This is a genomic window from Brachybacterium vulturis, assembly GCF_002407185.1.
Taxonomy (GTDB): domain Bacteria; phylum Actinomycetota; class Actinomycetes; order Actinomycetales; family Dermabacteraceae; genus Brachybacterium; species Brachybacterium vulturis.
Genome location: NZ_CP023563.1, coordinates 1,904,519 through 1,931,172, shown reverse-complemented (window position 1 = coordinate 1,931,172; position 26,654 = coordinate 1,904,519). Strand labels below are relative to the sequence as shown.

The following is a 26,654-nucleotide window of genomic DNA, read 5'->3' as shown; positions in this document are numbered from 1 at the left end:
GGGGAGGAACGGTCGGGGACCCTCGCCGGAGGGGTCAGTAGAACGAGGGGTCGTGACCCTTCTGATCGACCATGGTCCACCCTTCCCCGTCGCTGCGCAGGAGCTCGTCATCGACGGTGCTGGCCCACACCGCCTCGGCGACCACGGACCCGGCGATGCGGTCGGTGCCGGGGGCGAGGGCGGGCAGCGACTCCCGGCCGCTGGAGAAGTCGATGATCTGCGCCCGTCGCTGCTCGGAGGTGGGCTCCGTGCCGAGCATCAGCAGTGCCACCTCGTCGTACCAGACGACCTGGGTGATGTCGGCGAGGAACGTGCGCAGGGGCCGCGGGTCGGTGAGCGTGGCAGGGGCCCCGTCGGAGTCCCGCACCACGGCGCACAGGTCGACGCGGGCGCCGGCGGTGTCGGTGGACAGGACCACCATCCGGGTGGCATCGGCCGCGATGTCCAGCGCCCGGATCTCGCGACCGGTCAGCCAGGGGGCGTCGACCTTCGCGTCGAGGTCGGGCCCGCGGCCCGACAGGGCCAGCAGCACCCCGGGGCTGGAGCGGGTCGAGGTCCACACGTATCCCGCATCATCCACCCGCGGCGGCACGAAGGAGCCGCCGGTCGCAGCCACGCGCAGCGGTAGCGAGTCATCCGCGGTGGCGATCAGGACGGTCGATCCCTCCGGGTCCAGGGCGGCGGAGAGCACGCCGTCCTGGGCGATCACCGGGAAGGCGACCGCGATCTCGGCGAAGGCCGGAACCAGCTGAGGGGCGGGCGTCCCCGCGCCGTTGTCGGCCAGCGAGATGACACCGGTGGGTCCCGCGGCGATCGGCCGGTGCCCCGGCAGGGTGCGCTCGAGCTGGTTCTGCTCGTCGAGGGTCACGTCCTGTCCGTCCAGCACCAGACGCACCCCGGTCAGGGAGCGCAGGGACTGCAGCGAGGCCTCCAGCTGGGCCAGGGCGAGTGACCTCGGGCCGGCCGCCAGGTTCGCGATCGCGCTGGGCACGGTGATCTGCGCGGTGCCGTCCACCCCTGTCGCGGTGACCACGTCGGAGCCGCCGAGGGTCCGCGGCACCCGGTTCGTGACCGCTGCATCGAGGAAGTCCGAGGGGCCGACGCTCAGCGCCTCCATCACGGCGGAGGCGCCGCGCCGGAGCGGGAACCAGCGGTGGTCGGGCACCAGATGCCGCTCGCGCGCGTCGAGGAAGTAGAGCTGGGCCGGGCCGTACAGCGTCTCGAAGGCCGCCTCGGACAGGAAGATGCCATCGGGCACCTCGCTCAGCCGCCACTGGCCGTCGACCTGTGCGACCTCGACCTCGATCTCGCGCGAGGTGGGCCCGGAGAGCACGCTGCGCACCCCGTGCTCGTCCAGGAGCGCGACGGCCTTCAGCACGACCGCGAGCCGGCCCTCACCGCTCTCGGTGACCTTCAGCTCCTGACTGCCGGAATAGATCGTGATGAGCGCCTCGGGGTCCCAGGCCGCGGACGCCTCCGGGGTGAGGTATTCGCGGGCCACGGCGAAGTTCTCCTCGGAGCCGACGCCTGCCTGCACGAACCCGGCGACGACCTCCTGGGCGGTGGCGTCGGGGGGCGGCGGCAGCGCTCGCACGTAGGGCGCCCCGGGCTGGGTCTGCCCGGTGAGCGTCCTGCGGGAGATGGGCGACGCGGTGGGGATGCGTGCACAGGCCGTCCCCAGACCGAGCACGGCCGCGGCACCCGCAGCCCTCAGCACGTCGCGTCGTGCAGGTCTCATCGTTCTCCTCCCGGGCCGTCGATGTCGGTGACCGGCTCCTCCGCAGTCTCCTCGAGGTCAGGGAGCACCTCGGGGCCGATCCTGATCTCGCCGGTGGGGGTCGAGGAGACGGCGGCTCCGGCCTCGTCCCGATCGAACGAGCGTTCCAACAGCAGCGGGGAGCGGGTCAGGACGGTCCCGGGCCGGCGGGGGATGGTCAGGCGGAACACCGCCCCCTCGCCCTCCTGTCCCCAGGCCTGCAGCCAGCCGTCGTGGAGCCGGGCGTCCTCGGCGGAGATCGACAGTCCCAGGCCCGTGCCCCCGATGGTCCGGGCCCGCGAGGGGTCTGCACGCCAGAAGCGGTCGAAGACGTGCTGCGCGTCCTCCGGGGAGATGCCGTGACCGTGGTCCTGGACGACCACCGCCACGGACTCGGCGTCGGCGGCGGTCTGGACGAGCACCGGTCGGCCGGCGCCGTGCTCGATCGCATTGGTGAGCAGATTGCGCAGGATCCGGTCGATGCGGCGCGCATCCACCATCGCGGAGACGTCGTCCCCGGCCAGGTGCACATCCAGCAGGCAGCCTCGGTCGCCCGCCAGCGGGCGGACGTCCTCGAGCGCACGCTCCACGAGCGCGTCGATGTCCTCCCGGTGCGCTTCGAGCTCGGCGGCGCCGGCATCGAACCGGGAGATCTCCAGCAGGTCCACCAGCAGCACTTCGAAGCGCCGGACCTGCGCCGAGAGCAGCTCCGCCGTGCGCCGCAGCTCGCCGGGCAGGTCTCCGCTGCGCGCGTCCAGCACGGAGGCGGCCATGCGGATGGTGGTCAGCGGAGTGCGCAGCTCGTGCGAGACGTCGGAGACGAACCGCTGCTGGAGGTGGGAGAGCTCGGTGAGGTCGTCGACCTTCTGCTCGAGGCTGCGGGCCATATCGTTGAACGACTCCCCCACTCGCGCCAGCTCATCGGCTCCTGCGACCTCGACCCGGCTGGTGAGGTCCCCCGCAGCCATCCGCTCGGCGGCGTGCGCCGCCTTCTTCAGCGGCGTGGTGACCATCCGGGCGACGACGATCGCGATGCCGACGATCAGCGCGAGCAGGACCGCCCCGCCACCGAGGATGACCCGCTGCACGAAGGCGAGGGTCTCCTCCTCCTCCTCCAGGGAGTAGACGAGATAGAGGTCGTAGGAGCCCGCACCGGGCACGATCACCCGGGTGCCGACCAGCAGCGCCGGATGGGTGTCGCCTGCTGAGTCCTCGCGGCCGATCGAGCGCCAGGACATCGCCTCGGGGTGATCGGCCACGGCGGCCGTGAGCTCGTCGTCGAGCTCGTTGAAGAGGCTGCCGTCCGAGGACGCCACCGGGAAGACGGTCCCCGCCGTCTCCACCGGGATCAGCACCACCTCGCGTCGCTCCCCGCCGCCCTGCCCGCCCGCGGTCTGGACGAAGGCGTTGACCGCGTCCTGCTGCTGGGTGCTGGTGGCACCGGATATCTGCGCGAGGGTCTCGGTGAGGTCGCTCCTGACCTCGAGGGTCTCCTCGAGCACGCGATCGCGGCGCTGCTCGTACAGTCCGTCGGCGATCACCGAGGAGAGATATGCGCCGACGGTGAGCAGAGCGACGATCGACAGCAGCGTCGTCACCAGCACCACGCGCAGAGCGAGCGGCCAGCTGCGCGGATCGGCGCCGAGCACCGCGCGCGCGCTCTCCGGAGCGGGCGCGCCGCCGTCGCGCAGGGTGCTCACTGACGGGCCACGGTTCGCAGGATCCGTCTGCTTCTCAGGATCCGCCCCCGGCGCGGTAGCCGACGCCGCGCACGGTCACGACGATCTCAGGGTGCTCGGGGTCGTGCTCGATCTTCGAGCGCAGCCGCTGGACGTGGACGTTGACCAGACGGGTGTCGGCGCTGTGGCGGTATCCCCACACGTCGCGCAGCAGCACGTCGCGGGTGAACACCTGCCACGGCTTGCGGGCCAGCTGGGTGAGCAGATCGAACTCGAGCGGGGTCAGGGAGATCGGGTCCTCGCCCCGCCGCACCTCGTGGCCGTCGACATCGATGGTGAGGTCCCCGATGGCCAGGGTCTCCGTGGTGGGCTCCTCGACCCGCCGCACCCGGGCCATGATCCGCGCCACCAGCTCCTCCGGTTCGAAGGGCTTGGTGAGATAGTCGTCGGCTCCCGCCTCGAGCCCCTCGACCACATCCGCGGTGTCGGTGCGGGCCGTGAGCATGAGGATCGGCACGCCGGACTCGCGGCGCAGCCGACGGCACACCTCGATGCCGTCCATTCCGGGCAGCATGAGATCCAGCAGGACCAGATCGGGCCGCAGGCGCGGGAAGGTCTCCAGCGCCGAGGCCCCGTCCGGGGAGGTCGCGACCTCGTAGCCCTTGCCGCGCAGAACGATGCCGACCATCTCGGCGATCGCCTGGTCGTCATCGACCACGAGTATCCGTGAAGGCGTCGTCATGGAGGTCATTGTGCCACCGAACGGGGCGCGGGCCCGGGAGGCCGGTTGCTCAGGGGTGTCCGGAAGACGCGGGGTCCTCGACGTTCGTCGGATCATGGCAGGGCCCGGGACTCCGTAGTGTCGTCCCAGGAGTCCCCGCTCCCACCCGTCCGGCCCGGACGCGGCGAGCGGCGACAGAGACGATCAGCAGGAGGACCGATGAGCATGTCGTGGACCGCCCCGGGCTCGACGGCCGGCGCGGAGCCGTCGACGGCCCCCGACACCGAGCGCTCCGGTCCGCCGCCGTACGGCGCCCCCGACGGCGGGCGGCCCCCGGGAGGCCCGCGTCGCGAGCTGGCACAGTCCATGCCGCTGTTCCCGCTGCGTCCGCTGGGACTGGGCGAGGTGCTCGGTGCGGCGGTGCGGATCTACCGCCTGCGGGCACGATCCGTGCTGGGCGTCGCCGCCGCCGTCTACGGCGTCGCCTTCGTCGTCCTGACCTTCGTGACCGGCGCCAGCATGGTCCCCATGATCGGGGACATGCAGTCGATGATGACGGACCCGGCGGCCACGGAGACCGGCGGCGCCCTCACCACGGTGCGCGATGCGGTGCTGATGATCCTGTCCAGCGCGGTCACCATGATCATCACGATGGTGGCCTCATCGCTGGTGACGGTCGCCCTGACCCAGGTCGCGATGGGTGAGGCCGTCGGTCGTCCCGTCTCCACCGCACAGATGTGGGCGACCATGCGCCGCCGCGGCCTGCCCGCCGTCGCCGTGGGGCTGCTGATCGGTGTGCTGAGCCTGGTGGTCTTCCTGGCGCTGAGCGGACTGGGGATGCTGCCGGTGATCCTGCTCCAGGAGGCCTCCTGGTTGACCGTCCTGCCGCTGGTGATCGGCGTCGTGCTCGGTGCGCTGGCCGTCCTCTGGATCTGGGCTCGCACCGTGCTCGCGGTCCCGTCGCTGGTCCTGGAGGACGTCGGAGTCCTCGGCGCGCTCCGTCGCAGCCTGGTCCTGACCCGCGGCCGCCGGCTGTGGAGGGTGTTCGGCACCGCCCTGCTGCTGTACCTGCTCTACATGCTCGCGGTGCAGGTCATCGGCGGTGTGTTCGGCACCGTCGCCGTCATCGTCTACATGGCGATCCTGCTCGCCTCCTCCCTCGAGGCGATCGTGCTGGGCATGATCGTGCTGACGATCATCTCGATGGCGGGCAGCTACGCGGCGACGTTCCTGCTGGCGCCCTTCCTCTCCGCCGGCTTCGTGGCGATCTACGCCGATGCCCGGATGCGCCATGAGGCCTGGGACGTCGAGCTGCTCCGCCGCGCGCGGGAGGCCTGGGACGCGGACGGCCCGCGATGATCCCCGCCGCGCCACCGCCCCAGGACCCGGACGAGGCCCGTGCCCGCATCCTCGAGGAGCTCGCGAAGTCCGAGTACGACGACTCCCCCGGGTTCATCCAGTGGCTGCTCGGCACGCTCGAGCGGTGGCTGATGGAGGTGCTGGACGGCATCGACGGCTCCTCCACGGCCCAGGCCGGCATCGCCGTGCTGCTGGCGCTCGTCCTGGCCGCGGCGGTCTTCCTGGTGCTGCGGCGCACCGGACTGATCCGCCGCAGCCACGCCCTCTCGGTCGCCGCCCAGCTCGACGCCGACTCCGTGCTCGGCGCCGCCCAGCTGCGTCGGGCGGCGCGAGAGGCGAACGAGGCGGGCCGCACCGATGACGGCACCGTCCTGGCCCTGCGTGCCCTGGTGCGCGATCTCGAGGAGCGCACCCTGCTGGAGGTGACCGCCGGGATGACCGCGCACGAGGCCGCCCAGCGGGCCGCGCCGTCCTTCCCCGAGCTGCGCGGCCGCCTGCAGCGCGGGGCCGACGCCTTCGACACCGCCGCCTACTCGCACCGCCCGGCCACCGCCAAGCAGGCGGACGATCTGCTGCGCCTGGCCGAGTACATCGCGGAATCCGCACCTGACCTGTCCGGCACCGAGCAGGCGGGCACCGAGCAGGCGGAGGCGCACGCCGCCGGGACCGGTGCGGGCGCATGAGCATCGCCGACGCCCCGGCGGCGAGGTCGACGGCCCGGCCGGTTCCGGGCCCGCGCGCCTCGTCCCCGGCCGACTCCGGCCCGGAGCGTCGCCATCCCCTGCTGATCACGCTCATCGTGGTCGCGATGATCGCGGCGCTCCTGGCCTCCGTCGCGCGGGGCTTCTACCGCGATGGTCCCCTCGAGCCGGACGCTCCGACCGGCCAGGGCTCCAGAGCGGTGGTGCAGGTGCTGGGCGACCTCGGGGTCGAGGTCGATGTGGACCGTCACACCGCCGATGCCGCCGACGCCCTGCGGGAGGGGCGCACCGTGCTGGTCACCGCACCCGGCGAGCTCAATGCCGACCAGCTCACCGCGCTGGCCGAGGCCCGGGACGCGCACGGGGCGCGCCTGGTGCTCGTCCGGCCCGACTTCGTGGCCCTGTCCTATCTCACCTCGGGGATCAGCCCGTCCGGGGCGCTGCGTGACGGCGGTCGGCTCGAGGCGGGACCCGAGTGCGGGGACCTCGCCCACCAGGCGCGCCTGGTCGACCTGCCGACCGCGGAGGACGGGCTCTTCGGGGCGGCCTCCCTGTACCGGACCTCGGACGGGGCCCGAAGCTGCTTCGAGGCCGACAACGGCGCTCTGGTGGCCGAGCACGACGGGGTGCTCGTCCTGGGCAGCGCGGATCTGCTGACGAACGACGGGATCGGTCGCGCCGACAACTCCGCACTGGTGCTGAACCTGCTGGCCGCCGACGGTGAGCTCAGCTGGTACGTCCCCTCCGCGAACGACCCCATGGGCACCACCTCCCTCACCCCGCTGGGATATCTGCCGGACTGGGCGGGCCCGCTGCTGCTGTGGGTGGTGCTGGTGGCCGTCATCGCCCTGGTGGCCGTCGGCCGCCGGTTCGGTCCGGTGGTCCTCGAGCCCCTGCCGGTGACCGTGCGCCCGCAGGAGCTGGTGCTGGGCCGCGCCCAGCTGCTCCAGCGCGCCGATGCCCGGGACGATGCGGCCCGCGCGCTGCGCACCGCCGCCTCCACCCGACTGGCCGACCGCCTCGGGCTCCGCCATGAATCCTCGCTCGAGGGTCTGCTCGCGGCGCTCCGGCCGCATGCGGACCGCTCCGAGGAGCAGCTGCGCGCCCTGCTCGGCCCCACCCCCGTCACCAGCGACCAGGACCTCGTCCGCCTCGCGCACGAGCTCGACCGTCTCGAGAAGGAGATCGACCGATGACCGACACCACCCCGGGCACCGTCCCGCCCCCCGAACCGACCGCTGCCGCGGTCCCGGCCGGACCCGAGGTCGATGGGGACACCCGCGCCCAGCTGCAGCAGCTGTCGGCGGAGATCCACAAGGGCGTCGTCGGCCAGGACGCGGCGGTGACCAGCCTCGTCGTGGCGCTGCTGTGCCGCGGCCACGTGCTCCTCGAGGGCGTGCCGGGCGTGGCCAAGACGCTGCTGGTGCGTTCCCTGGCCGCCGCCCTGGACGTGCGCATGCGACGCGTCCAGTTCACGCCCGACATGATGCCCGGCGACATCACCGGCTCCCTGATCTACGACAACACCACCAGCGACCTCGTCTTCCGCGAGGGTCCGGTGTTCACCAACCTGCTGCTGGCCGACGAGATCAACCGCACGCCCCCGAAGACCCAGTCGGCGCTGCTGGAGGCGATGGAGGAGCGGCAGGTGACCGTCGACGGTGCGAGCCGGCCGCTGCCCGACCCGTTCCTGGTGATCGCCACCCAGAACCCGATCGAGTTCGACGGCACCTACACGCTGCCCGAGGCGCAGCTGGACCGGTTCCTGCTCAAGGCCGTGATGCCGCTGCCGCAGCGCGAGGTGGAGGTCGACGTGCTGCGCCGCCACGCCGGCGGCTTCGACACCACCGACCTGGCCGCGATGGGGCTGCGCGCGGTGGTGGACATCCCCTCCCTGCACCGCGCCCAGCAGGACGTCGCCCAGGTGGTGGCCGAGGACCCGGTGGTGCAGTACATCGTCGACGTCTGCCGGGCGACCCGTCGCTCCCCGAGCCTCGCCCTGGGGGTCTCACCGCGCGGCGCGATCGCGCTGCTGCGCACCTCCCGGGCCTGGGCCTATCTCACCGGACGTGACTTCATCACCCCCGACGACGTCAAGACCATGGCCCCCTCCACGCTCTCCCACCGGGTGCGTCTGACCACGGAGGCGGAGCTCGAGGGCACCCAGGTCGAGGCCGTGCTCGCTGCGACCCTCGCCTCCGTGCCGGTCCCCCGCTGAGGCGACGCCGATGAGGATCTCGCTGACCCCGCGCGCGGCCCTGGTCGCGCTGCTCGCGCTGCCCGTGATCGTGCTGTGGCCCACCTGGTGGGTGCTGGGGATCCTGGTGGCGCTGTGGATGCTGGTGATCCTCACCGATGCGCTGCTCGCCCCCGACCCGCGCCGTCTCCAGGTGCGTCGGGAGGCACCGACCCAGGTGCGGCTGGGCAACACCGTCACCGGCCGCCTGCTGCTGACCAACTCCACCGCCCGCGCCGCCTCGCTCGAGGTGCGCGACGCCTGGAACCCGACCGCAGGGCTGGAGGCGCAGCGCGCCGCCGTGCGGCTGCCCGCCCGGGAGCGCCGCGCGATCTCCCAGGTCTTCACCCCGATCCGCCGCGGCGAGCACCGGTCGCGGATCCTGCTGATCGCCTCGCGCGGTCCGCTCGGACTCGCGCGGCGCACCGCGCGGGCCACCGCTCCGGGCCGGCTGCTGGCCCTGCACCCCTTCGGGGCCCGACGCCATCTGCCCTCGCGGGTGCAGCGGCTGCGGGAGATCGAAGGGCTGGCCGCCGTCCACCAGCGCGGCCAGGGCACCGAGTTCGATTCCCTGCGCGACTTCGTCGACGGCGACGACGTGCGCTCGATCGATTGGCGTGCCACCGCCCGCCGCCGCAGCGTGGTGGTGCGCACCTGGCGGCCCGAACGGGATCGGCACGTGCTGATCGTGGTGGACACCTCCCGCAGCGCGGCCGCGCGGCTGGGCGAGGAGACCCGGCTGGACACGGCGTTCGACGCGGCGCTGCTGCTGACGGCTCTGGCCGGACAGGCCGGGGACCGGGTCGATCTGATCTGTGTGGACCGCATCCCCCATCTCTCCGTCGTCGGCTCGACCCGGACCACGGTGCTGAACGACATGGTCACCGCCACCGCAGCGGTGGACCCGGCGCTGGTCGAGACCGATTGGGAGCTCGCCGCGCGCACGATCGGCGAGCGCGCCCGTCGGGGCGCCCTGGTGGTGCTGATCACCCCGGTCGACTCCACGGTGGTCCACGGCGGACTGCTGCCGGTGGCGGCACGGCTGGCCAAGGACCATCCGCTGGTGGTGGCGTCCATCGCGGACCCCGCCCTCGAGGAGCTCGCCGCCGGGCGCGGTGACCTGGAATCGGTGTACCGTGCGGCGGCCGCCGAGCTGGCGCGCGGTGAACGGGCCGGGATCTCCCGCGCCCTGGAGCGGGTCGGCGCCCATGTGGTCGATGCCCCGCCCGACCGGGCCCCGCAGGCGCTGGCCGACTCCTATCTCGCCCTCAAGGCCGCCGGGAGGCTCTGAGCCCCGGACCGCGGCCCGCCCCGTCCGCGCGCATGCTCAGCGGCGGGCGAGGACGCGAAAGGTGTGCCAGTGCTTCGGGCCGCTGAAGGAGCGACCATCCCGCTCCTCCTCGACGAGTTCCAGCACCTCGAGGCCGTCCAGCAGGTCCTCGACCTCGTCCCGGCGCAGGAAGGTGCCCTCGGTGCCCGCCCAGTCGTCCCGATCTCCGAAGAGGTCCACGGCCAGCACCCCGCCCGGTCTCAGCGCCGACCGGACGACGCCCCACAGCGCACGGAACGCCGTCCGGGGCACGAAGGAGAGCGTCGCGCAGGAGAGCACCAGATCCGCCGCAGGCAGAGAGCGCAGCGTGGAGAGATCGGCGGTGGTATGCGTGATCGGGAGCGTGCGAGCGAGGTCCGCCATGGCCGGTGCGACGCTCCGGTCTCCATCGTAGGTGTGCACCGAGACACCGTTCTCGGCGAGGAAGCGCGCCTCGATCCCGGCGCCGCTGCCGAGCTCGACAGCCCCGCCGCTCCCCTCCCGCACCAGAGCCAGGGCCCGGCGGGCCAGGGGTCGCACCTCTCGAGCAGACTGCGCCGCGTTGTACCCCGCGAAGTCCCGGTCAGCGCTTCTCGGCCGCATCCCGGTCTCCAGTCCGTGCTCCTGCCTGTTCTGCTCGCCGCACCCGGTCACCACTGCGGATCCCCGCTGCTGATCCGTCGTGCGAAGTTCGCCAGTGCATGGTCACGCAGTGCCCGGTCCTCACGAAGATCGGCGGCGACGGAGACCTGCAACGAGAGAACGCGACGATGCGCGGCGGCCCGGTCGAGCATCGGCCCGGGAAGATCCGCGGCGAGCACGTCCCGGCCGTACACCGCGAGCAGCGGCGGATCGCCGGGCGATGTCCGGGCCCCGTGCGCACCCGGATCGCAGCGACCGGTGGGAGCAGGAGAACATGATGGAAGGCGCCGTGAGTCTCGCGCAGACCGTGCCAGGGCAGCTGGGGCCACAGCTCCTCGAGCTCGGGGACGATGCCGGGCGGCAGGCCGGCGAGGGTGGTGGGCATGGTCCCAGTATCGTCTCCCGGGCCCACGACGAGCTCAGTTCCGGCCACGGTTTCCGGAATGCGAGCCGGCCTCAGCCGGCGGTGGCGACCCGCGCCCCGACCAGCTCCTCGGAGAGGTCGCCGGTGACGCCGGCGCGATGGACCTGACGGCCGCGGCCCAGCATGAACACCAGGAACGCGAGCCACGCGGCGGCGCCGATCGCGATCCGCACCGCCGGCGGCAGGGAGCTGGGCGTCACGAAAGCCTCGATGAATCCGGAGATCAACAGCACGGGCACGAGCCCGATCGCGACCGTGACCAGGGCTCTGGCCGCCGCGGACAGCGCCCACAGGCGGGGCAGCGGGCCGGGACGCACCCAGGCCCAGAAGGTGCGCAGGCCCGCACCTGCACCCACCAGCACCGCGGTGATCTCGAGCAGACCGTGCGGGAGGATGAAGACGAAGAACGTCCCGAGGCCGCCGTGGGCGCCCATCACCCCGGCGGACAGGCCGACGTTCAGCCCGTTCTGCACCAGCATCACCACCGGCCAGAAGCCGGTGACGCCGAAGACCACCGCCTGCACCGTGATCCAGGCGTTGTTGGTCCACACCTCGGCGGCGAAGCCCGAGGCCTCACCCTGGAAGTAGTAGCTGACGAAGTCGCGCTGGACCAGCATCCGCTGCTGCGCCTCGGGGATCACCAGCTCCCGCGCGGTCGCGTCCAGCCCGAAGTACAGCCCGCTCGCCACGGCCGAGAGCAGGAAGATGCCGGTCGCGAGCGCCACCGCCCAGCGTGCCTCGTACAGCGCCGCGGGCAGGTCCTCCCAGAAGAAGGTGCGGGCGTGCTTCCACAGCGGGGTCCGGGCGCCGGTGATCCGCAGCCGGGCCCGGTGCACGAGCAGCGAGAGCCGGGAGACCAGCGCCGGATCCGGGTTGGTCGAGCGGACGGTGGACAGGTGGGTGGAGGTCTCCTGGTAGAGGGAGAGCAGCTCGTCGACGCCGGCCGCGTCGAGGGTGCGGCTGCGGGTCAGTTCCCGGAGTCGGTCCCACTGCGGTCGGTGCACGGCGATGAAGGCGTCGGTGTCCACCTCCTCAGCGTAGGGTCCGCCGCGCTCCCGGACCGCCGACGAAAGTCGGACCCGGCGGCGTCGGAAGCCGACGCTCGACGCTCACGGGAGCGCCGCGGCGGTGCCAGGATGGGGCCATGGCACCCCCGAGCACCACCGCGGCGGCCCCCTCGGCCTCCTCCCCCGGCGCTCGTGACGCGCTGATCACCGGGGACGCGGTGATGCTGGACCTGCGTGCCGCCTCCTTCGCCGTCCGCATGCTCTCCGCCCTGATCGACGGCGCGCTCCAGCTGGTGCTGCTGGTCGGGGGCACGATCGGGATGGCGTGGGCCGCCGCCCGGGCGGAGCTGGACGACGGCTTCATCGCCGCGGGGATCGTGACCATGTCGGTCCTCGCCTACGTCGGCTATCCGGTGCTGTGCGAGCTGCTGCTGCGCGGCCGGTCGGTGGGGCGGCTCGTGATGGGCACCCGGGTGGTGCGGGACGACGGCGGCCCGGTGCACGTGCGCCAGAGCCTGATCCGTGCGGTGATGGCCATGTTCGAGATCTGGTCCACCTCCGGCGCCGTGGCACTGACCTGCGCGGTGATCGATCGCAGGTCCCGACGGCTCGGCGACCTGCTGGCCGGGACCATGGTGATCCAGGAGCGCATGCGCGACCTGGCACCGCAGCGGGTCCAGGTCCCGGCCTCGCTGCGCGACTGGGTGCTGGGCGCGGATGTCGGCCGCCTGCCGCTCACCCTGATGCAGGACATCCGCTCGTTCCTGCCCCGGGCCGCGATCATCAACTCCGAGTCCCGGCGCCAGCTGTCGCGGGACCTGCTGCGCCGCACCCTGCCGCACGTGGCCCCGGCTCCCCCGCCCGGCACCGATCCCGAGGAGTTCCTCGCCGCGGTGATCGCCGAGCGGTCACGACGGGACGAGGTGCGGCTGCGCCGGAATCAGGAGCGGCAGCGGGAGCTGTCCGCCGAGGTCCGCGCGGTGCCGTTCACCGGCTGAGCCCGGCGGCTCACTGCGCGGTCGGGGCCTCGTGGCGGCCCGCGATGAGCACCGGGATGCCGCCCTCGACCGGGTGGACGCGGGCGCAGCCCACGCACTGCAGCGCCTGCTCGACGTCCCGCAGCTCGTCGCCGCAGTCCGGGCAGCGCAGGATCGATCGCACCCATCCGGGGACGTCCGCGCCACTGGCACCAGCAGGCAGCCGGACGGCGGGGGCCGCGGCGGTCACTGGCGCCTCGGACTGAGCGATCGCGAGGATCTCGTCGCGGATCCGGATCATCGTCTCCTCGTCCTCCGCCTCGACGTTCAGGCGCAGCAGCGGCTCGGTGTGCGAGGAGCGCAGGGAGAACCACCAGCGATCCCGGGCCGGGATGTCCTCATCCCAGTGCCGGGCGGTGAGTCCGTCCAGATCGTCCATCTGCACGCCGGGCCACGTGCCGACGTGCGCACGCACCCGCTCGCGCGCGGCCGGGGCATCGGCCACCGTCGAGTTGAGCTCTCCACTGGCGACGTACGGGGAATGGGCCGCGACCAGCGCGGACACCGTGCCGTCGGTCTCGGCGAGCGCGGCCAGCACGTGCAGTGCCGCGAGCATGCCGGAATCGGCGAAGTAGAAGTCGCGGAAGTAGAAGTGGGCGGAATGCTCCCCGCCGAACACGGCATCGTGCTCGGCCATGAGCGTCTTGATGGCGGCATGGCCGACGGGCGTGCGCACGTGCTCGCCGCCGGCCTCGTGGACGGTCTCGGCGACGTGGCGGGAGGAGACCAGGTTCGCGACCACCACCGGGCGCTCCTGGCCGGCGGCCCGGGCGCGCGCGATCTCCCGCTGCGCGATCAGGGCGGTGATCGCTGACGGCGGCACCGGCGTCCCGCGCTCGTCCAGGACCACGCACCGATCGGCATCGCCGTCGAAGGCGAGCCCGATCTCCGCGTCCTCCCGGAGCACGGCCGCCTGCAGGTCACGGAGGTTCTCCGGACGCAGCGGATCGGCCGGGTGGTGCGGGAAGCTGCCATCGAGCGCGAAATGGAGGTCGATGAGGTCGACCTGCGCGAGCGCACCGAGGACGGCGGGCGCGGTGTGCCCGGCCATGCCGTTGCCCGCATCGACGACCACGCGCACCCGGCGCTGCGCGGGCAGCGGCACCAGGGCGTGCAGCGCGGCGGCGTAGTCCGCCAGGGTGTCGATCCCCTCGGCGCGGCCCTCCCCGCGGATCGGGATCTCGCCGGCGTCGAGATAGGCCTCGGCGGCGCGGCGGATCTCCTCGAGCCCGGAGGCGCGGCCCACCGGGCGCGCGCCCGGCAGGCACAGCTTGAAGCCGTTGTCCCCGGCCGGATTGTGGGAGGCGGTGACCATGACGCCCGCGGCCTGGTGCCGGCCCGAGGCGCAGTAGAGCTGATCGGTCGAGGACAGGCCCGCATCGGCGACGATCGCGCCGCGGCGCACCGCCCCGTCGATCACGGCCCGGGACAGCTCCGGGGAGCTCAGGCGCATGTCATGGGCGACGATCAGCGCGGGGGCGTCCAGCTGGTCGGCGAAGGCCGCGCCGAACGCTCGGGCGATCTGAACCGTGAGCGTCTCCCCCGCTCGCCCGCGCACGTCATTGGCCAGGACGATGCCGGACAGGTCGTGGCGTCCCCGCCCGGAGGCGGACTGCGACGGTCGCGGCTCAGTCATGGGGGCTCCTGACGACATGGAGGTGGCGGGCGGAGGTCTTCTCCCCCGGTGCGGCGGGCCGGGGATCGCCGGAGGACCGCGGGGGCCGGGACGGTGCGGCCTGCGGGGCCGTCGTCTGCTCCGGCTCCGGGCGCCGGGCCACCGCATCGGCGAGCGCGACCAGGTCGTCGCTGGCCCCGACGCCACCGGCGACGCGCAGCAGCTCCCAGCCGCGGGGCGCGGTCATCCGGGAGGCATGCTCCCGGCAGAGGTCGTAGGCGTGCGGCTCGCTGAGGCGCGACAGTGGACCCAGCACGGCGGTGGAATCCTCGTACACGAAGGTCAGCGAGCTGACAGCGGGCCTGGAGCAGGCGGTCCGGGAGCATTCTCGAGCAGGCACGCCCTGCAGTCTACGCAGGTGGGGCGGGAGATGTCCGACGGAGCGCCCGGCGCTCCCGGCCGGGACCGCCTCGGATCGCTGGACGGGCGGGGGCCGATAGAGTGCGTCCATGGATGTCCAGCCGCTGCGCCCCGGTGCACCCGGCCCCCGTCCGGGCCCCCGCCGCCGAGATCGTCGCGGACGGGGACGACGATGGGATCTGATCCCGCCCCATCTGCCCGGCTACCGCAGCCGCCGGGAGCGCTTCGACGAGCTGGTGGCCGATGCCGGTGCCGCGCTTGCCGAACGCTTCCCCCGCCGTCTCGCGCATCTGCAGGTGCTGGTCGAGGAGGTGCCGTCGGCCGATCCGGCACCCTGGGAGGAGCCGACGGTGCTGCTGGGACGCGTGATCCCGCCCTCGCGGGAGCATCCCGCGCGGGTGATCGTCTTCCGGCGGCCGCTGCAGACCCGCTGCGAGGACGACGGCGAGCTGGAGGCGCTGGTGCGACAGGTGCTGTCCGAGCAGATCGGATCGCTGCTCGGCATCGCCCCCGAGGACGTGGACCCCGAGGCGTGGACGGTCTGACAGTCCGCTGCCCAGCCGCCGTGGTGACCCGGTCGAGTGTCAGGGGGACAACCGCACCGTGACGGGGTCCTGGCCGCCGCGCGCCGGCAGCACCGGGAGGGAGGAGAGCAGCGAGGCATCGGTGCCGTCGCTCTCCCGCTGGGACCAGCTCGCGTGCACGGCGCCGGGCACCTCGGGCACGACGGTGACCCCGACCGCGCGCTCCTCGCCGATCTGCAGCTGCTCGGAGGTCAGCGAGACCGTCGCGTCCGCGGAGGCGTCGAGGCTCAGCGGCTCGCCGGCGGAGCCGTCGGCCGCCATCGGGATCACGGTCACCGCGGAGTCCATGGAGCCGATCAGCGTCAGCTGTCCGGCCGAGCCCTGGGTGGGCAGACTGCTCAGGGCGTGGGAGCCGATCGCCGGTGCCGGGGAGACGAGGGCGAAGTCGACGGGCGCGCCGATGGTGTCCCCGGGCAGGTCCGCTCCTGCGAGCTCGCTGCGGGTGACGGCGGTGACCGGGGACTCGGACCGGGCGATCACGGCGTAGGTGCCGTCCGGCAGACCCTCCAGCGGAGTGCTCACCACCGTGCCGGCGGGCAGGTCGATCGTCTCCGGCACTGCCGCCTCGACCGGTCCCTGCGGGCCGATCACCTCGACGGACGCCGTGGTGGCGCTGCCCTGGGAGTTCGCGAGCACCAGGGTGGGCGCGGTGCCGGCGACCTCCACCCCGGGCATCATCAGCTCGGTCCCGGCGGCGGGCAGCGGTGCGAGGATCTCGGCGCCGCCCGGGGTGAGGCCGTCCCGCTCGGTGCTCTGGACGTACATGGACAGGGGGGCGCCGAGCACGGAGACGCCCACGCCGACCGCGGCCTGTCCCGGGGCCACGGACTCCAGCAGGACCCTCTGCTCCTGGCCGGGGGCGACGACCACCTGGCTGCGGCCCTCCATCGCGGCCGGGCCGTCCTGGGTCCACAGCTGCACGGAGGCGGTGGCCGCGCGCTCGGTCGGATTGCGCAGCACCAGCACGGCGCTGTCGCCCTTCTCGGTGGAGACCCCGAGGAAGGAGGCCTCGGTGACCGGCTCCCCGCAGCGGGTCAGCGCGAAGGAGCGGTAGTCGCCGGAGCCGGTGAGCGTGCTCTGGACGGTGTCGGCGACCGGCCGGCCGCCGTCCGAGGTCGCGGAGGTCACGTGCGGGGCATCCTCCACCCCCGTCACGCCCAGGACGGAGGCCCCCAGATCCTGGGAGGCGGGCTCATCGCCGAGCACGGAGCCGTCCGCCGCCTCCGCCACGATGGCGGGGGCGCGGACGGAGCCGTCGTCCTCCTGCAGGGTCCGCGAGGCGCTGACGCGGCCGAACAGCAGCGAGGACGCGGGTTCCACGGACACCGTGCGCAGCGAGACGGCAGGGCTGGGCGGGGTGAGGGCGAGGTCCTCGTCCGGTCCCGCGTCCAGCAGCCCCTCGGGCAGCTCCAACGGGCCGTGGCACCAGCGCGTGCTCGCTCCCGGCTGCGACTGCGCGGCGGCACGCTCCACGGTCTGCGGTGCCGGTGGCGGGGTGACGGCCACGGCGCCGACGGCGAGCGCGAGCGATATCAGCGCGGCCAGGGCGAGCAGCGGTCGGCTCCCGCCACGGCGCGCTGACGGCTCCGCGAGAGGGTCGCGGGGCTCCTCGGGGGCGGTGCTCTCAGCCATACATCTCCTCCACCGAGCGTGAACGGACCCGCCACGGGATCGAGATCAGAGCGGTCAGGGCGACGGCGGCGTAGAGGAGCAGCTGCCAGAGCAGCCGCAGCGGCTGCTCCCGGTGCACGTCCACCTCGCCCTCCGCGCCGGGAGGCAGCACGAACCCCTGTGCCCAGCCGTCCACCGCGACCGGCTCCAGCTCGTCCCCGTCGAGCGTCGCCCGCCACCGGGTGTCGAAGCGCTCGGCGAGCACCACGGTGCGTGCCGCGTCGTCGCCGGGCACCGTGCCCTCGGCGTCGATGGCCCCGCTGTCCAGAGGGACCGGGGACCCGCCGCCGCGGACGACCGCCCGAGGGGCTGCGCCGATGACCCGCCACATCCCACCGCGGGACCCCTCGGTGACCTTCTCCAGCTCGGTGGAGCTGTCGAGGGTGCTCATCAGCTCCGCCTGCTCCTCGAGGTCTCCGCGCACCACCACGTAGGCGACGGCGAACTCCGAGAGTGCCGCCCGTTCCCCGTTCTCCCCGCTCGGGGTCGTGTCGGAGAGCGCTCCCGCGACCGCCTCCCGCAGCGCCGTGGCGGCGGGATCGGCGTCCACCGGCCCGCCCGCGGTGACGGTGTCCACGTCCCGGGCGTCGTTGATCACCGCGTGCTGGGTCACGGAGTCGCCGCCGTGGACGACCAGCCGCGCCTCGACCGAGCCGTCCGGCAGCTGGGCGAGCACCAGCACGCGTGAGCGGGCGTCGGTGAGGCCCTGGTCCGCGGCGGCCGCGGGGACCTCGCCGCTCTCGGCCCGATCCACCCGGAGCTGACCGGGCAGCAGCAGCGTCCAGCCGGTCACCGAGACCAGGCAGGCCGCGGCGACGAGGGTGCCGAGGGCGGCGGTGAGGACCCGCCGGAGACGCCCGTCGTGCTCCTCGCGTCGCGCGAGGGCGTCGAAGGTCGCGGCGGCCCCGACGGCCAGTGCCAGCAGGATGACGCTGAGCAGGGCGTGCGGCGACGGGGTGACGAGCCGGCCGTCGGCCACCGCCACCCAGGTGCTGCGGGACAGGAGCGCGGCCAGCACTCCGAGAGCGGCCAGCAGCAGGCTGAAGCGACCCACCCGCCCGGCGGCACCGGGGAGCAGCGGGGCGAACAGCGCGGCGAGGACCACGGGGGCGACGGGCAGCAGCGGCAGGAGCATGGCGGCGGTCGGGCCCACCAGCGCAGTGAGCACCTCCTGCACGCCGGGGGCGACCGGCCACAGGGTGAGCAGGTCCATGGACGTCGCGGTGGCCGTGGTGGCCGGCACCCCTGCCACGGCGAGCACCGTCTCGGGGTGTCCGAGGTAGGTCGGGAGGTACGGGCCGTGCAGGGCGAGGGAGGGGAGCAGCACCCACAGCAGTCGGCGCCGGCGACCCGGCACCGCCACGGCGATCAGCAGCAGCGCCGCCGCGGCGAGCACCACCAGGACCGGCTGCACGGCACCGATCACCAGCAGCACCAGCCCCGCGGCCGCCGCCGCGGACACGCTGGCCTGGGAGACCTTGTGGGGCAGCCCGATCGCCCGACCGATCGCGAGCGCCAGCAGCGGGAGCAGGAGGTGGACCAGCAGCAGCGGCCAGGCACCGAGGGTGAGAGCGGCCAGCAGGGACGGCGCGAGCGCCCAGACGCTCGCGATCACCAGGCGCGGCCCCACTGCGCGGGTCAGCGCTCCGGAGGCCCACCAGGCCAGCAGTGCACTGGCGGGCACGGCGGCGAACAGCAGGCTCTCGACGAGCAGGTTCCCACCGAGGGGCAGATGGCCCAGCAGGCGGACGAGGGCGTCCGCGGGACCGCGCTCCCCCAGACCGCCGGGGATCCAGCTCGCCCACGCCGCGTCCCAGAGGTCCGTGCGATTCTCGGGGATCGGGAGCAGTCCGGGGCCGACGAGCTCCCCGCGGCCGAAGAGCCCCCGCAGGGTGAACAGTCCGACCACGGTCGCGGCCAGTGCCACGACCACCGTCCAGACGATGTGGCGCCCGTAGTCGGCGTCGTCGAGGCCGTGGCGCGTCCCGGCGATCCCCCAGGTGGTCCGGCGGATCTGCCGTCGCCGGTCGTCGTCGGCGAAGAGGCGGGTCCAGGTGTCCTCGACCCAGCGCCGCATCCCCTCCCCGCGCGGCAGGTAGAGCGGGGCGAGGCGTCCGCGCGGCACCCGCGCCCGGTGACGTTCGCGCAGGCCCCGGGACAGCACCCGTCGCGCCCGGGGCAGCACCGCCGCCGCGGCGCGCAGCTCCATCAGGGCGGTGCGGGGGGCGGAGGCGGCGATCGCGGCGGCCATCCGCAGCCCGGTCGCCAGCGGGAGGAGCAGCAGGGACAGCAGGGCGTGCGGGAGCGAGCGCTGCTTGAGCAGTGCGAGGTGCTGCCCTGTGCGCTGCTCCTGGAGCCGGTCGAGCAGAGGTCTCGTGGGGTACGGGTGCAGGACCCGGGCGGCGGACTGCACCGCCACCCGCTCCCCGGCGCGCCAGATGCGACGGCACAGGTCGATCTCCGCCCAGGGGGCGGGCAGGTCCGGGTCGAGGCCGCCGACCTCCCGCAGCGTCTGCTCACGCACCAGCATGCCCGGCAGGGGGACCGCGAGCACGTCATGGCGCCAGTCGGACTGCCCCTGGTCGATCTCGCCGGGGTCGACCCCGGTGATGATCCGTCCCCCGTGGGTGAGGGTGAGGCCGACGTCCACGAGCGCATCGGCGCCCTGGACGCTGAGCTGCTCCGCCCCCTCGGGGTCGCCCGGATCGGCGTGCCGCACCCGCTTGGTGCCGACCGCGGCGGTGTTCGGGGACACCTCGACGATCTCCAGCTGGTGCGCGAGGGCGTCGGGCGCCGGCGGGGCGCCGTCCACCACGAACCAGAGCCAGGACTCCCCGGCGGCGCCGTCGGCGGTGCCGACCCGGCGGCCCGAGCGATAGCGCCGTCGGCGCAGGCGCTGGGGCACCTTGGCGAGGTCCTCCGCCTGCTGGGTCCGTTCCCGCTCGACGGCGACGCTGTCGACATCGCGCGCACGGCGTCCACCGGCGCGCGGCGTCGCGGTGGCAGCGCCCGCCTCGGTGTCCGACGCCGACGACGCCGATGACCGGGCGGTGGCATCCGGGTCGTCGAGGGTCTCGAGGATCTCCCGGACCGCCCCGGCCCGGCTCACTGCGGCGGAGACCGGCAGGACCCGGTGCATGCTCCCGGCGGCGCGGTCCGCCTCGACGCCCTCGCGCACGTCCTCGGGGAGGTCGGAGGGGGCGATGACCACGACCCGGTCCGGTCGCCGGGTCTGCGCCGACAGCGCCGTGCGGAGCGCCTCGTGGGTTGACGCGGTGGTCGTCCCGTCCAACAGGACGACCGCAGTGATGTGACGGTCGCTCACCGGGGAAGGATGTCAGACCACCCGGCGCTTGAGCTTGCGGCGCTCGCGCTCGGACAGACCGCCCCAGATCCCGAAGCGCTCATCGTTCTCGAGGGCGTACTCCAGGCACTCGGCGCGCACCTCGCAGGAGACGCACACCTTCTTGGCCTCACGGGTGGAGCCGCCCTTCTCGGGGAAGAACGCCTCCGGGTCGGTCTGCGCGCACAGCGCGCGCTCCTGCCAGGTCAGCTCGGCGTCATCGGAGTCCTGCCCGGCGACGTCGAGCAGGGACAGCTCTGCACGCGCATCATCGTCGACACGGTTCTCGTCCATCGCCACCGCTCCTTCCACTCCTGCATTGACCACCGATGCGTTGACCACCGAAGGCTCGTCGGGCCTAAAGTACACCGGTGTAGTTATGGTCCGTCAAGCGGCGTCGGCGCGTCGCCTTGCATATCACCTTCGAACCCACGTCCCGGGAGGCCCTCGTGCCCGCTGCTCCGCCACCGTCACCACTGGCCCCATCCTCTCCCGCGGACCCCCCGCGCGACGAGCTCCACGTGCTGCCCGTCACCGGTCTGGGCGAGATCCGCGAGGGCGACGACCTGGCCGCTCAGCTGGGTGCGGCGCTGAGGCCGCTGGCGCCACAGGACGGTGATGTGCTGTGCCTGTCGACCAAGGTCGTCTCCAAGGCCCTCGGCCTGCGCATCGCCCCTGCGCAGCGAGAGCAGGCCATCGCGGACGCCGCGGTGCGCACGGTCGCCCGCCGCCTGCACACCCAGGTGGTGACCTCGGTGGTGCAGATCCCGTCGGGCCCGGTGATGGCGGCCGCCGGCGTGGACTCCTCCAACGCCCCGGACGGGCCGCTGCTGCTGCCCGAGGATCCCGACGCCTGCGCGCGGGAGCTGCGTGCGGCACTGGTCACCGCGCTGGGCGTGGATCTCGGAGTGCTGCTGACCGACACCTCCTCCCGGATCTGGCGGGTCGGGGTGGGCGACATCGCCCTCGGGGCGGCCGGTGTCGCCGCCCTGCAGGATCTGCGCGGCGGCGCGGATGCGGACGGCCGCCCCCTGACCGTCACGGTGCGGAACCTCGCCGATGAGCTGGCGGCCGCCGCGGACCTGGTCAAGGGCAAGTCCAGCGGGGTGCCCGCCGCGCTGGTGCGGGGAGTGCCCGGCGCCACGGCGCAGGACGTCCCGGCCCGTGACCTCTCCCGCACGGGGGAGGACGACTGGTTCCCTCGCCCCAGCCTCGAGTCGGTGTGGGTCGCGCTCGGGCTGGCCCCCGCGCAGGAGCCGATCGCCCGCATGTCCCCCGAACCGGCGGCGGAGCGGATCGCCCGGGCGCTGGCGGTCGCGGCCGTGCCCCGGCGGGGTCAGGAGGCATCGACCGCGTCCGTGCGAGCGCTCCGCCCGGACGGGTCGGCTCCGCATATCGTGGTGGAGGCCGCCGATGCCTCCGGGGCCGCGCTGATCCACGCCGCGACGCTCGCCGAGCGGGTCCGCACCGCGCTGGGGGCGGAGTCCCTCGGCGCCCCGCTGCCGGAGATCACGGTCGAGATCTCCGTCCCCGACCCTCTCCAGGAGCCCTCATGAGCACCTCCGCCGCCCCCTCGCCGCAGACCGGTGCGCAGCTGCTGCGCGCCCTCGAGCGGACGGGCCCGCGCCCCGCGCTGGCCTGGTACGGCGAGGCCGCACGGATCGAGCTGTCCGGTCACGTGCTGGCGAACTGGGTGATCAAGTCGATCGGGCACCTGCACGACGAGATCGACCTCGCCCCCGGGGACGAGGTGGTGCTGGACCTCCCTGCGCACTGGAAGCGGCTGGCACTGGCGCTGGCGTCCTGGGCGCTGGGCGCCGCGGTGACGGTCCTCGAGCGGGAGGCGGAGCCCGCCGATGGGATCCCGCCCGGTCCCAAGCAGCCGCGGGTGGTGATCACGGACCGGCCGGACTCCCCGCTGGCCGACGCCGCGGACGAGGTGCTCGCCCTCGACGCCGTCTCGCTCGCCCCCCGCTACAGCGCGGAGCTGCCGCCGCTGGCCCACGACTGGCTGGCCGAGGTGCGCGGGAGCTCCGACCGGCTCGGCGTCTCCCTGCCGGCGTGGAGCGGCCCCGCGGCGCAGCCCGGCGCCCCCGCGGCGAGCGACCCCTCCGCTCCCCCGCGCCTGCTGGTGGACGGCGACGGGCTCGGCGCGCTCCCCCCGGTGCTCGCGGCGCTGCTCGGGGGCGGCGGGATCGTCGGTCCCGCCGCGGTGGTCACCGAGCGCCAGGCCCTCGAGGAGGGCGTCACCGCGCGCGGCTGAGCGCTGCGTCCGCACGAGTGGCGGGCCGGGCCCGGCCGGGCCTCATCCGGCGCGCAGGGTCGCGACGGCCTCGGTGGGATCGCCGTCGAAGATCGCCCGGCCCTTGCGCAGGACCACGATCCGGGTGCACAGCTTCTCGAGCATCTCCAGCTCGTGGGAGACCACGATCATGGTGCGCCCGGCCTGCTGGAGCTCACGGATCCGCTCGAGGCACTTGCGCTGGAACGGCTCGTCGCCGACGGAGAGGATCTCGTCGACCAGGAAGATGTCCGGTTCGGTGTGCACGGCCACGGCGAAGGCCAGGCGCAGGAACATGCCCGAGCTGAAGTACTTCACGTCGGTGTCGATGAACTCCTCGATCTCGCTGAAGGCGACGATCTCGTCGAACTTCGCATCGATCTGCTCCCGGGTCATGCCGAGGATGGCCCCGTTGAGGTAGACGTTCTCGCGCCCGGAGAGGTCGGGGTGGAAGCCGGCACCCACCTCGATCAGCCCCGCGACGCGGCCGCGCAGCAGCACCCGTCCCCGGTCCGGATAGAGCACACCGGAGACGGTCTTCAGCAGCGTCGACTTCCCCGAGCCGTTGAAGCCGATCAGTCCCACGGTCTCCCCCGCGTTCACGGTGAGGTCCACGTCCTCCAGCGCCAGGAAGCTGTCGGCGAGCTTCTTGCGCTGCAGCGCCGAGAACACCAGCTCCTTGAGCGAGTGATCGTGGCGCAGCGAGAACTGCTTGGTGACGTGCTCGATGCGGACCATCTCGCGGTCGGTGGGGACTGCGGCGGTCTCCGGGACGGATTCGATGTTCGGGCTCATCGCACGGCTCCTCTCACAGTTCCTGGGCGAAGCGTCGCTTGGAGCGCTCGAACAGGACGGTGCCGAGCAGGAACGTGAGCCCGGCGATCAGCAGCCCGGCCCACCACAGGCCGAAGGGCTCGCCCGGGCCCGCGAGCGACGGATCCGCGGCGACGCCCTGGACCGCCGGCGGGGTATAGCGCCAGAACGCGACGTGGAACAGCTCCACCACGATGGTCAGCGGGTTCAGCTGGTACAGCCACCACCAGATCGTCCCGCCGATCACCTCCTCGACCATGGAGATCCGGTACAGCACCGGCGAGAGCCAGGTGGCGACCATGACGATGAGGTCCACGAAGTTCTCGACGTCGCGGAAGGCCGCGTTCAGCGCTGCGGTGATCATGCCCAGCCCCATCGTGAAGACCACCAGGATCACCAGGCCCATCCCGAAGGCGAGCGCCGAGGTCGCCGAGGGCAGCCAGCCGAACAGCAGCGCCCCCGCCAGCAGCACCAGCAGCTGAGGCAGGAAGTGGACCAGCGCGACGATCATGCTCGCCCAGGGGAACAGCTCGCTGGGCAGGTAGATCTTGGAGACCAGCGCCTGGTTGCCGGTGATCGAGCGGGTGGCGTTGCCGAACACCTCGCCGAAGAGGTTCACCACCACGATGCCGCTGAACAGGTACACCGCGTAGGCCGGGGTGTCCCGGTTCAGCTGCAGGAAGACGCCGAGGGCGATGTAGAAGACGATGAACTGCACCGCCGGTTTGACATAGCTCCACAGCATGCCCAGGGCGCTGCCGCGATAGCGCACCCTCAGCTCCTTGCGCACCAGCAGACGCAGCAGGAAGCGCTCCCGGAGCGGATTCAGCCAGCCCGCATCCTGACCGGGGGCGCGCCAGCCCTCGGCCTGCTCCGCGCGGCTGGGCAGCCGCGCCGAGCCTCCGCCGCCGGTGCTCACGCCGCGCTGCCTCCGCCATCGGACGCCGTGGAGGCCTCCTGCTGCAGGGCCCGGTCCGGCTCACGGTCCGGCGCCGGGTTCTCGGCGAAGGTCTTCTCCCAGGCGTCGAAGGAGGTGATGCGCGCCGAGGCATCCCGGTAGCGCTCACGCAGCGTGTTCCAGCCGCGGTGCAGCGCCACATGGGCCGAGAGCGCCTCGGCGAGCATCTCGCGCACCTGCCGCGGGTCCCGCTTGTACCAGGAGACCTGGGTGCCCTCCGCGTTGGAGACCAGCGCGCTGTCGTAGGCGGACAACCGCCACCACTTCGCGTCCAGATGCGGGATCGCCGCCTGCGGGTTCTCCTCGGCCTGCGGTGCGGTGGGCTTCAGCAGCTGCTTGGCGAGGACCTTCACCGTCCACGCCGGGAGCATCAGCCGGCGCGGCTGGGTGAACGGACGACCCTTCCGCGGCGGCCTGTCGATATGGACCGGCGGGTACAGGTCCTGGTCCTTCCGGGAGACCGCGTCGTCGAAACCCGCGGCCATCCCCCGGATCTCGGGCAGCTTGGTGCCGATCGAGGGGTGCAGGGCGTCGGGACCCTCGAGCACGTCCTTCTGGGCCATCAATCGGCCCGCCTCGGTGAAGTACTGCATGGAGATCAGGTGCTTGACGTCCATGAACTGCGATTCCTTGACCACCCGTCCGCCGCGGGCGTACGGGGAATGCAGCAGCGCGGTGATGATCCGGTTGCGCTCGTGGAAGTAGGCCTGCCAGCCCACCAGGTCGTCCTTGTCCACCCAGCTCATGTGCCACACGCCGGCACCGGGCAGGGAGACCGTGGGGTAGCCGGCCTTCTTCGCCCGCAGGCCGTACTCGGCGTCGTCCCACTTGATGAACACCGGCAGGCTCAGCCCGATGGCGCGCACCGTCTCGGTGGGGATCAGGCAGCTCCACCAGCCGTTGTAGTCGACATCCGCGCGGCGGTGCAGCCACGGGGTCGAGCGCAGCGGCTCGGCGGCGAAGTCGTGCCCCGTCGTCCCCTCCGGGATGGCGACGGCCGGTTGGATGCGCCACGGATCGACGACCTCGCCGAAGGTGTGCAGCACCGAGCGGTTGTTGAGGTCGAACATGTGGGCGCCGACGAGGGTCGGACGGCTCGCGAAGTCCGCGAAGGTCACCATCCGGATCAGCGACTCCGGCTCGATCACGATGTCGTCGTCGCAGTTGATGACGTAGGTGGAGGTGCCTGCGGTGGCGGCCTCGTACATGCCGCGGGAGAACCCGCCCGAGCCGCCGATGTTGCCCTGCTCGATGATCTGCAGCTGCGCACCGAGAGCCTCCTGCAGCGGGGCGAGCTCCTCGGCATGGTCGTTCAGGCGGTCCGCGCCCTGGTCGACGACGTACATGACGTCGAGGAGATCACGCAGGTCCGGGTCCTCGGCGACGGTGCGGATGTTCTCCACGCAGTACTCGACCTTGTTCATCGTGGTCATCGAGATGGAGAAGCTGCCCTCGGTGCGGGCGAGGTCGGCATCGGCGGTCCATTCGGCGCCGAGGACCGTGAGGTCCTCGGAGCCGGCGTAGGCGTCGAACCAGTACCAGCCGCCGTCCCCGAACGCGGTCAACGGGAGGTCGAAGACCTCCTCGCCCACGCCGGAGACGTTCCGGGACTCCTGTCGCTGCAGGGAGCCGCGGGCGGTGGAGCGCATCACGACCAGGTGACCGGTCCCGGAGGTGCGGACCGTCAGGCGCACGGCGCGCACCGGGGTCCAGCGACGCCAGTAGCTCGCCGGGAAGGCGTTGAAGTAGGTGCCGAAGGAGCGCATGCTCCGCGCCGGGACGCCCACCGAGTGCCGCTCGTTGAGCTCGCTGATGTCGACCTGGGCCTGGGCGGAACGCTGGATGGACTGCCCCTCGGTCTCGACCCGGCGGGCGGGCTCGGAACCGCCGCCGAGGCCGAGCGCGCTGCCGGTGGCGCCCGAGCGGGCATCGGCGGCCTCGATGTACAGCGGGACGACGTCCGGGGAGGACTCGAGGGGAAGGATCAGGCGCTGCAGCAGCCGCTGCGCAGCGCCCTCGGCCGAAGCCGCGGTCTCACGGGGTGTCGCAGTGGCAGGGGTGGCGTTCATGATGCTCCTCGTCGGCGATCATCGGATGT

General features: G+C 73.2%; 23 protein-coding genes. 9 read left to right on the top strand and 14 right to left on the bottom strand.

The genetic code is table 11. The features are described from left to right. Window positions 1-34: 34 nt before the first annotated feature. From CFK38_RS08625 to mtrA, 3 genes are read right to left on the bottom strand one after another with little or no spacing between them, the layout of a single operon-like run. Window positions 35-1,738 (bottom strand): LpqB family beta-propeller domain-containing protein, encoded by a 1,704-nt coding sequence (locus CFK38_RS08625; RefSeq protein WP_096802704.1) that lies wholly within the window; start codon window positions 1,736-1,738, stop codon window positions 35-37. Further along, on the bottom strand, window positions 1,735-3,456 hold the full coding sequence (gene mtrB / locus CFK38_RS08620; RefSeq protein WP_096802703.1) for an MtrAB system histidine kinase MtrB: 1,722 nt from the start codon (window positions 3,454-3,456) through the stop codon (window positions 1,735-1,737). The genes CFK38_RS08625 and mtrB overlap by 4 nt, the downstream gene beginning before the upstream one ends. A 34-nt stretch (window positions 3,457-3,490) precedes the next feature. Beyond that, window positions 3,491-4,186 carry an MtrAB system response regulator MtrA gene (gene mtrA, locus CFK38_RS08615; RefSeq protein ID WP_096802702.1) on the bottom strand — a complete coding sequence of 232 codons (696 nt, stop codon included), beginning with the start codon at window positions 4,184-4,186 and terminating at the stop codon, window positions 3,491-3,493. 189 nt (window positions 4,187-4,375) lie between these two features. Here mtrA and CFK38_RS08610 point away from each other — a divergent pair, with 189 nt between their 5' ends. The 5 genes from CFK38_RS08610 to CFK38_RS08590 are packed head-to-tail and all read left to right on the top strand — an operon-like array spanning window position 4,376 to window position 9,743. Continuing rightward, entirely contained in the window at window positions 4,376-5,515 is a 1,140-nt protein-coding gene (locus tag CFK38_RS08610; protein WP_096802701.1) for a glycerophosphodiester phosphodiesterase, read from the top strand. Next, window positions 5,512-6,198 (top strand): DUF4129 domain-containing protein, encoded by a 687-nt coding sequence (locus CFK38_RS08605; RefSeq protein ID WP_096802700.1) that lies wholly within the window; start codon window positions 5,512-5,514, stop codon window positions 6,196-6,198. Before CFK38_RS08610 ends, CFK38_RS08605 begins: the two co-directional genes overlap by 4 nt. Beyond that, window positions 6,195-7,412, top strand: a complete 1,218-nt coding sequence (locus CFK38_RS08600) for a DUF4350 domain-containing protein (RefSeq protein WP_096802699.1) — start codon at window positions 6,195-6,197, stop codon at window positions 7,410-7,412. The genes CFK38_RS08605 and CFK38_RS08600 overlap by 4 nt, the downstream gene beginning before the upstream one ends. Further along, window positions 7,409-8,434, top strand: a complete 1,026-nt coding sequence (locus tag CFK38_RS08595) for an AAA family ATPase (RefSeq protein WP_096802698.1) — start codon at window positions 7,409-7,411, stop codon at window positions 8,432-8,434. The genes CFK38_RS08600 and CFK38_RS08595 overlap by 4 nt, the downstream gene beginning before the upstream one ends. Window positions 8,435-8,444: 10 nt before the next feature. Further along, window positions 8,445-9,743, top strand: coding sequence for a DUF58 domain-containing protein (locus CFK38_RS08590; RefSeq protein ID WP_096802697.1), 1,299 nt, complete (start codon window positions 8,445-8,447; stop codon window positions 9,741-9,743). Between the two features lie 36 nt (window positions 9,744-9,779). Here the strand turns inward: CFK38_RS08590 and CFK38_RS08585 are convergent, their stop codons facing one another. From CFK38_RS08585 to CFK38_RS08575, 3 genes are all read right to left on the bottom strand, one after another. Beyond that, window positions 9,780-10,301: a class I SAM-dependent methyltransferase gene (locus CFK38_RS08585; protein ID WP_245850962.1), complete on the bottom strand. Its 522-nt coding sequence runs from the start codon at window positions 10,299-10,301 to the stop codon at window positions 9,780-9,782. Between the two features lie 110 nt (window positions 10,302-10,411). Further along, entirely contained in the window at window positions 10,412-10,597 is a 186-nt protein-coding gene (locus CFK38_RS17145) for a hypothetical protein (RefSeq protein WP_157773419.1), read from the bottom strand. A 262-nt stretch (window positions 10,598-10,859) separates the two neighbouring features. Beyond that, a complete protein-coding gene (locus tag CFK38_RS08575; protein ID WP_096802696.1) occupies window positions 10,860-11,855 on the bottom strand; it encodes a stage II sporulation protein M in 996 nt (331 codons plus the stop codon). A gap of 116 nt (window positions 11,856-11,971) precedes the next feature. On the opposite strand from CFK38_RS08575, the gene CFK38_RS08570 reads away from it, so the two are divergent. Then, a complete protein-coding gene (locus tag CFK38_RS08570; protein WP_096802695.1) occupies window positions 11,972-12,832 on the top strand; it encodes an RDD family protein in 861 nt (286 codons plus the stop codon). A 10-nt stretch (window positions 12,833-12,842) separates the two neighbouring features. Here the strand turns inward: CFK38_RS08570 and CFK38_RS08565 are convergent, their stop codons facing one another. Next, window positions 12,843-14,507: a phosphohexomutase domain-containing protein gene (locus tag CFK38_RS08565; protein ID WP_096802694.1), complete on the bottom strand. Its 1,665-nt coding sequence runs from the start codon at window positions 14,505-14,507 to the stop codon at window positions 12,843-12,845. Beyond that, a complete protein-coding gene (locus tag CFK38_RS08560) occupies window positions 14,500-14,886 on the bottom strand; it encodes a DUF3499 domain-containing protein (RefSeq protein ID WP_420835774.1) in 387 nt (128 codons plus the stop codon). The genes CFK38_RS08565 and CFK38_RS08560 overlap by 8 nt, the downstream gene beginning before the upstream one ends. Window positions 14,887-14,995: 109 nt before the next feature. Here CFK38_RS08560 and CFK38_RS08555 point away from each other — a divergent pair, with 109 nt between their 5' ends. Beyond that, a complete protein-coding gene (locus tag CFK38_RS08555; RefSeq protein WP_096802692.1) occupies window positions 14,996-15,451 on the top strand; it encodes a metallopeptidase family protein in 456 nt (151 codons plus the stop codon). A 39-nt stretch (window positions 15,452-15,490) separates the two neighbouring features. Here the strand turns inward: CFK38_RS08555 and CFK38_RS08550 are convergent, their stop codons facing one another. Genes CFK38_RS08550 through CFK38_RS08540 form a run of 3 tightly spaced genes read right to left on the bottom strand, consistent with a single transcriptional unit; the run spans window position 15,491 to window position 20,798 of the window. Then, window positions 15,491-17,122, bottom strand: a complete 1,632-nt coding sequence (locus CFK38_RS08550) for a DUF5719 family protein (protein WP_245850961.1) — start codon at window positions 17,120-17,122, stop codon at window positions 15,491-15,493. After that, window positions 17,115-20,486 carry a glycosyltransferase family 2 protein gene (locus CFK38_RS08545; protein ID WP_096802691.1) on the bottom strand — a complete coding sequence of 1,124 codons (3,372 nt, stop codon included), beginning with the start codon at window positions 20,484-20,486 and terminating at the stop codon, window positions 17,115-17,117. The genes CFK38_RS08550 and CFK38_RS08545 overlap by 8 nt, the downstream gene beginning before the upstream one ends. 12 nt (window positions 20,487-20,498) lie before the next feature. Then, window positions 20,499-20,798, bottom strand: a complete 300-nt coding sequence (locus CFK38_RS08540) for a WhiB family transcriptional regulator (RefSeq protein ID WP_089064178.1) — start codon at window positions 20,796-20,798, stop codon at window positions 20,499-20,501. Window positions 20,799-21,025: 227 nt separating this feature from the next. Here CFK38_RS08540 and CFK38_RS08535 point away from each other — a divergent pair, with 227 nt between their 5' ends. Beyond that, window positions 21,026-22,060 carry a coenzyme F420-0:L-glutamate ligase gene (locus CFK38_RS08535; protein WP_245850959.1) on the top strand — a complete coding sequence of 345 codons (1,035 nt, stop codon included), beginning with the start codon at window positions 21,026-21,028 and terminating at the stop codon, window positions 22,058-22,060. After that, on the top strand, window positions 22,057-22,767 hold the full coding sequence (locus CFK38_RS08530; RefSeq protein ID WP_096802689.1) for a TIGR03089 family protein: 711 nt from the start codon (window positions 22,057-22,059) through the stop codon (window positions 22,765-22,767). The genes CFK38_RS08535 and CFK38_RS08530 overlap by 4 nt, the downstream gene beginning before the upstream one ends. Window positions 22,768-22,809: 42 nt before the next feature. Here the strand turns inward: CFK38_RS08530 and CFK38_RS08525 are convergent, their stop codons facing one another. The 3 genes from CFK38_RS08525 to CFK38_RS08515 are packed head-to-tail and all read right to left on the bottom strand — an operon-like array spanning window position 22,810 to window position 26,625. Next, window positions 22,810-23,580, bottom strand: coding sequence for an ABC transporter ATP-binding protein (locus tag CFK38_RS08525; RefSeq protein WP_096802688.1), 771 nt, complete (start codon window positions 23,578-23,580; stop codon window positions 22,810-22,812). Window positions 23,581-23,593: 13 nt separating this feature from the next. Next, window positions 23,594-24,517 (bottom strand): ABC transporter permease, encoded by a 924-nt coding sequence (locus CFK38_RS08520; RefSeq protein WP_096802687.1) that lies wholly within the window; start codon window positions 24,515-24,517, stop codon window positions 23,594-23,596. Next, window positions 24,514-26,625, bottom strand: a complete 2,112-nt coding sequence (locus CFK38_RS08515) for a glycosyltransferase (RefSeq protein ID WP_096802686.1) — start codon at window positions 26,623-26,625, stop codon at window positions 24,514-24,516. The genes CFK38_RS08520 and CFK38_RS08515 overlap by 4 nt, the downstream gene beginning before the upstream one ends. Between the last annotated feature and the right edge of the window lie 29 nt (window positions 26,626-26,654).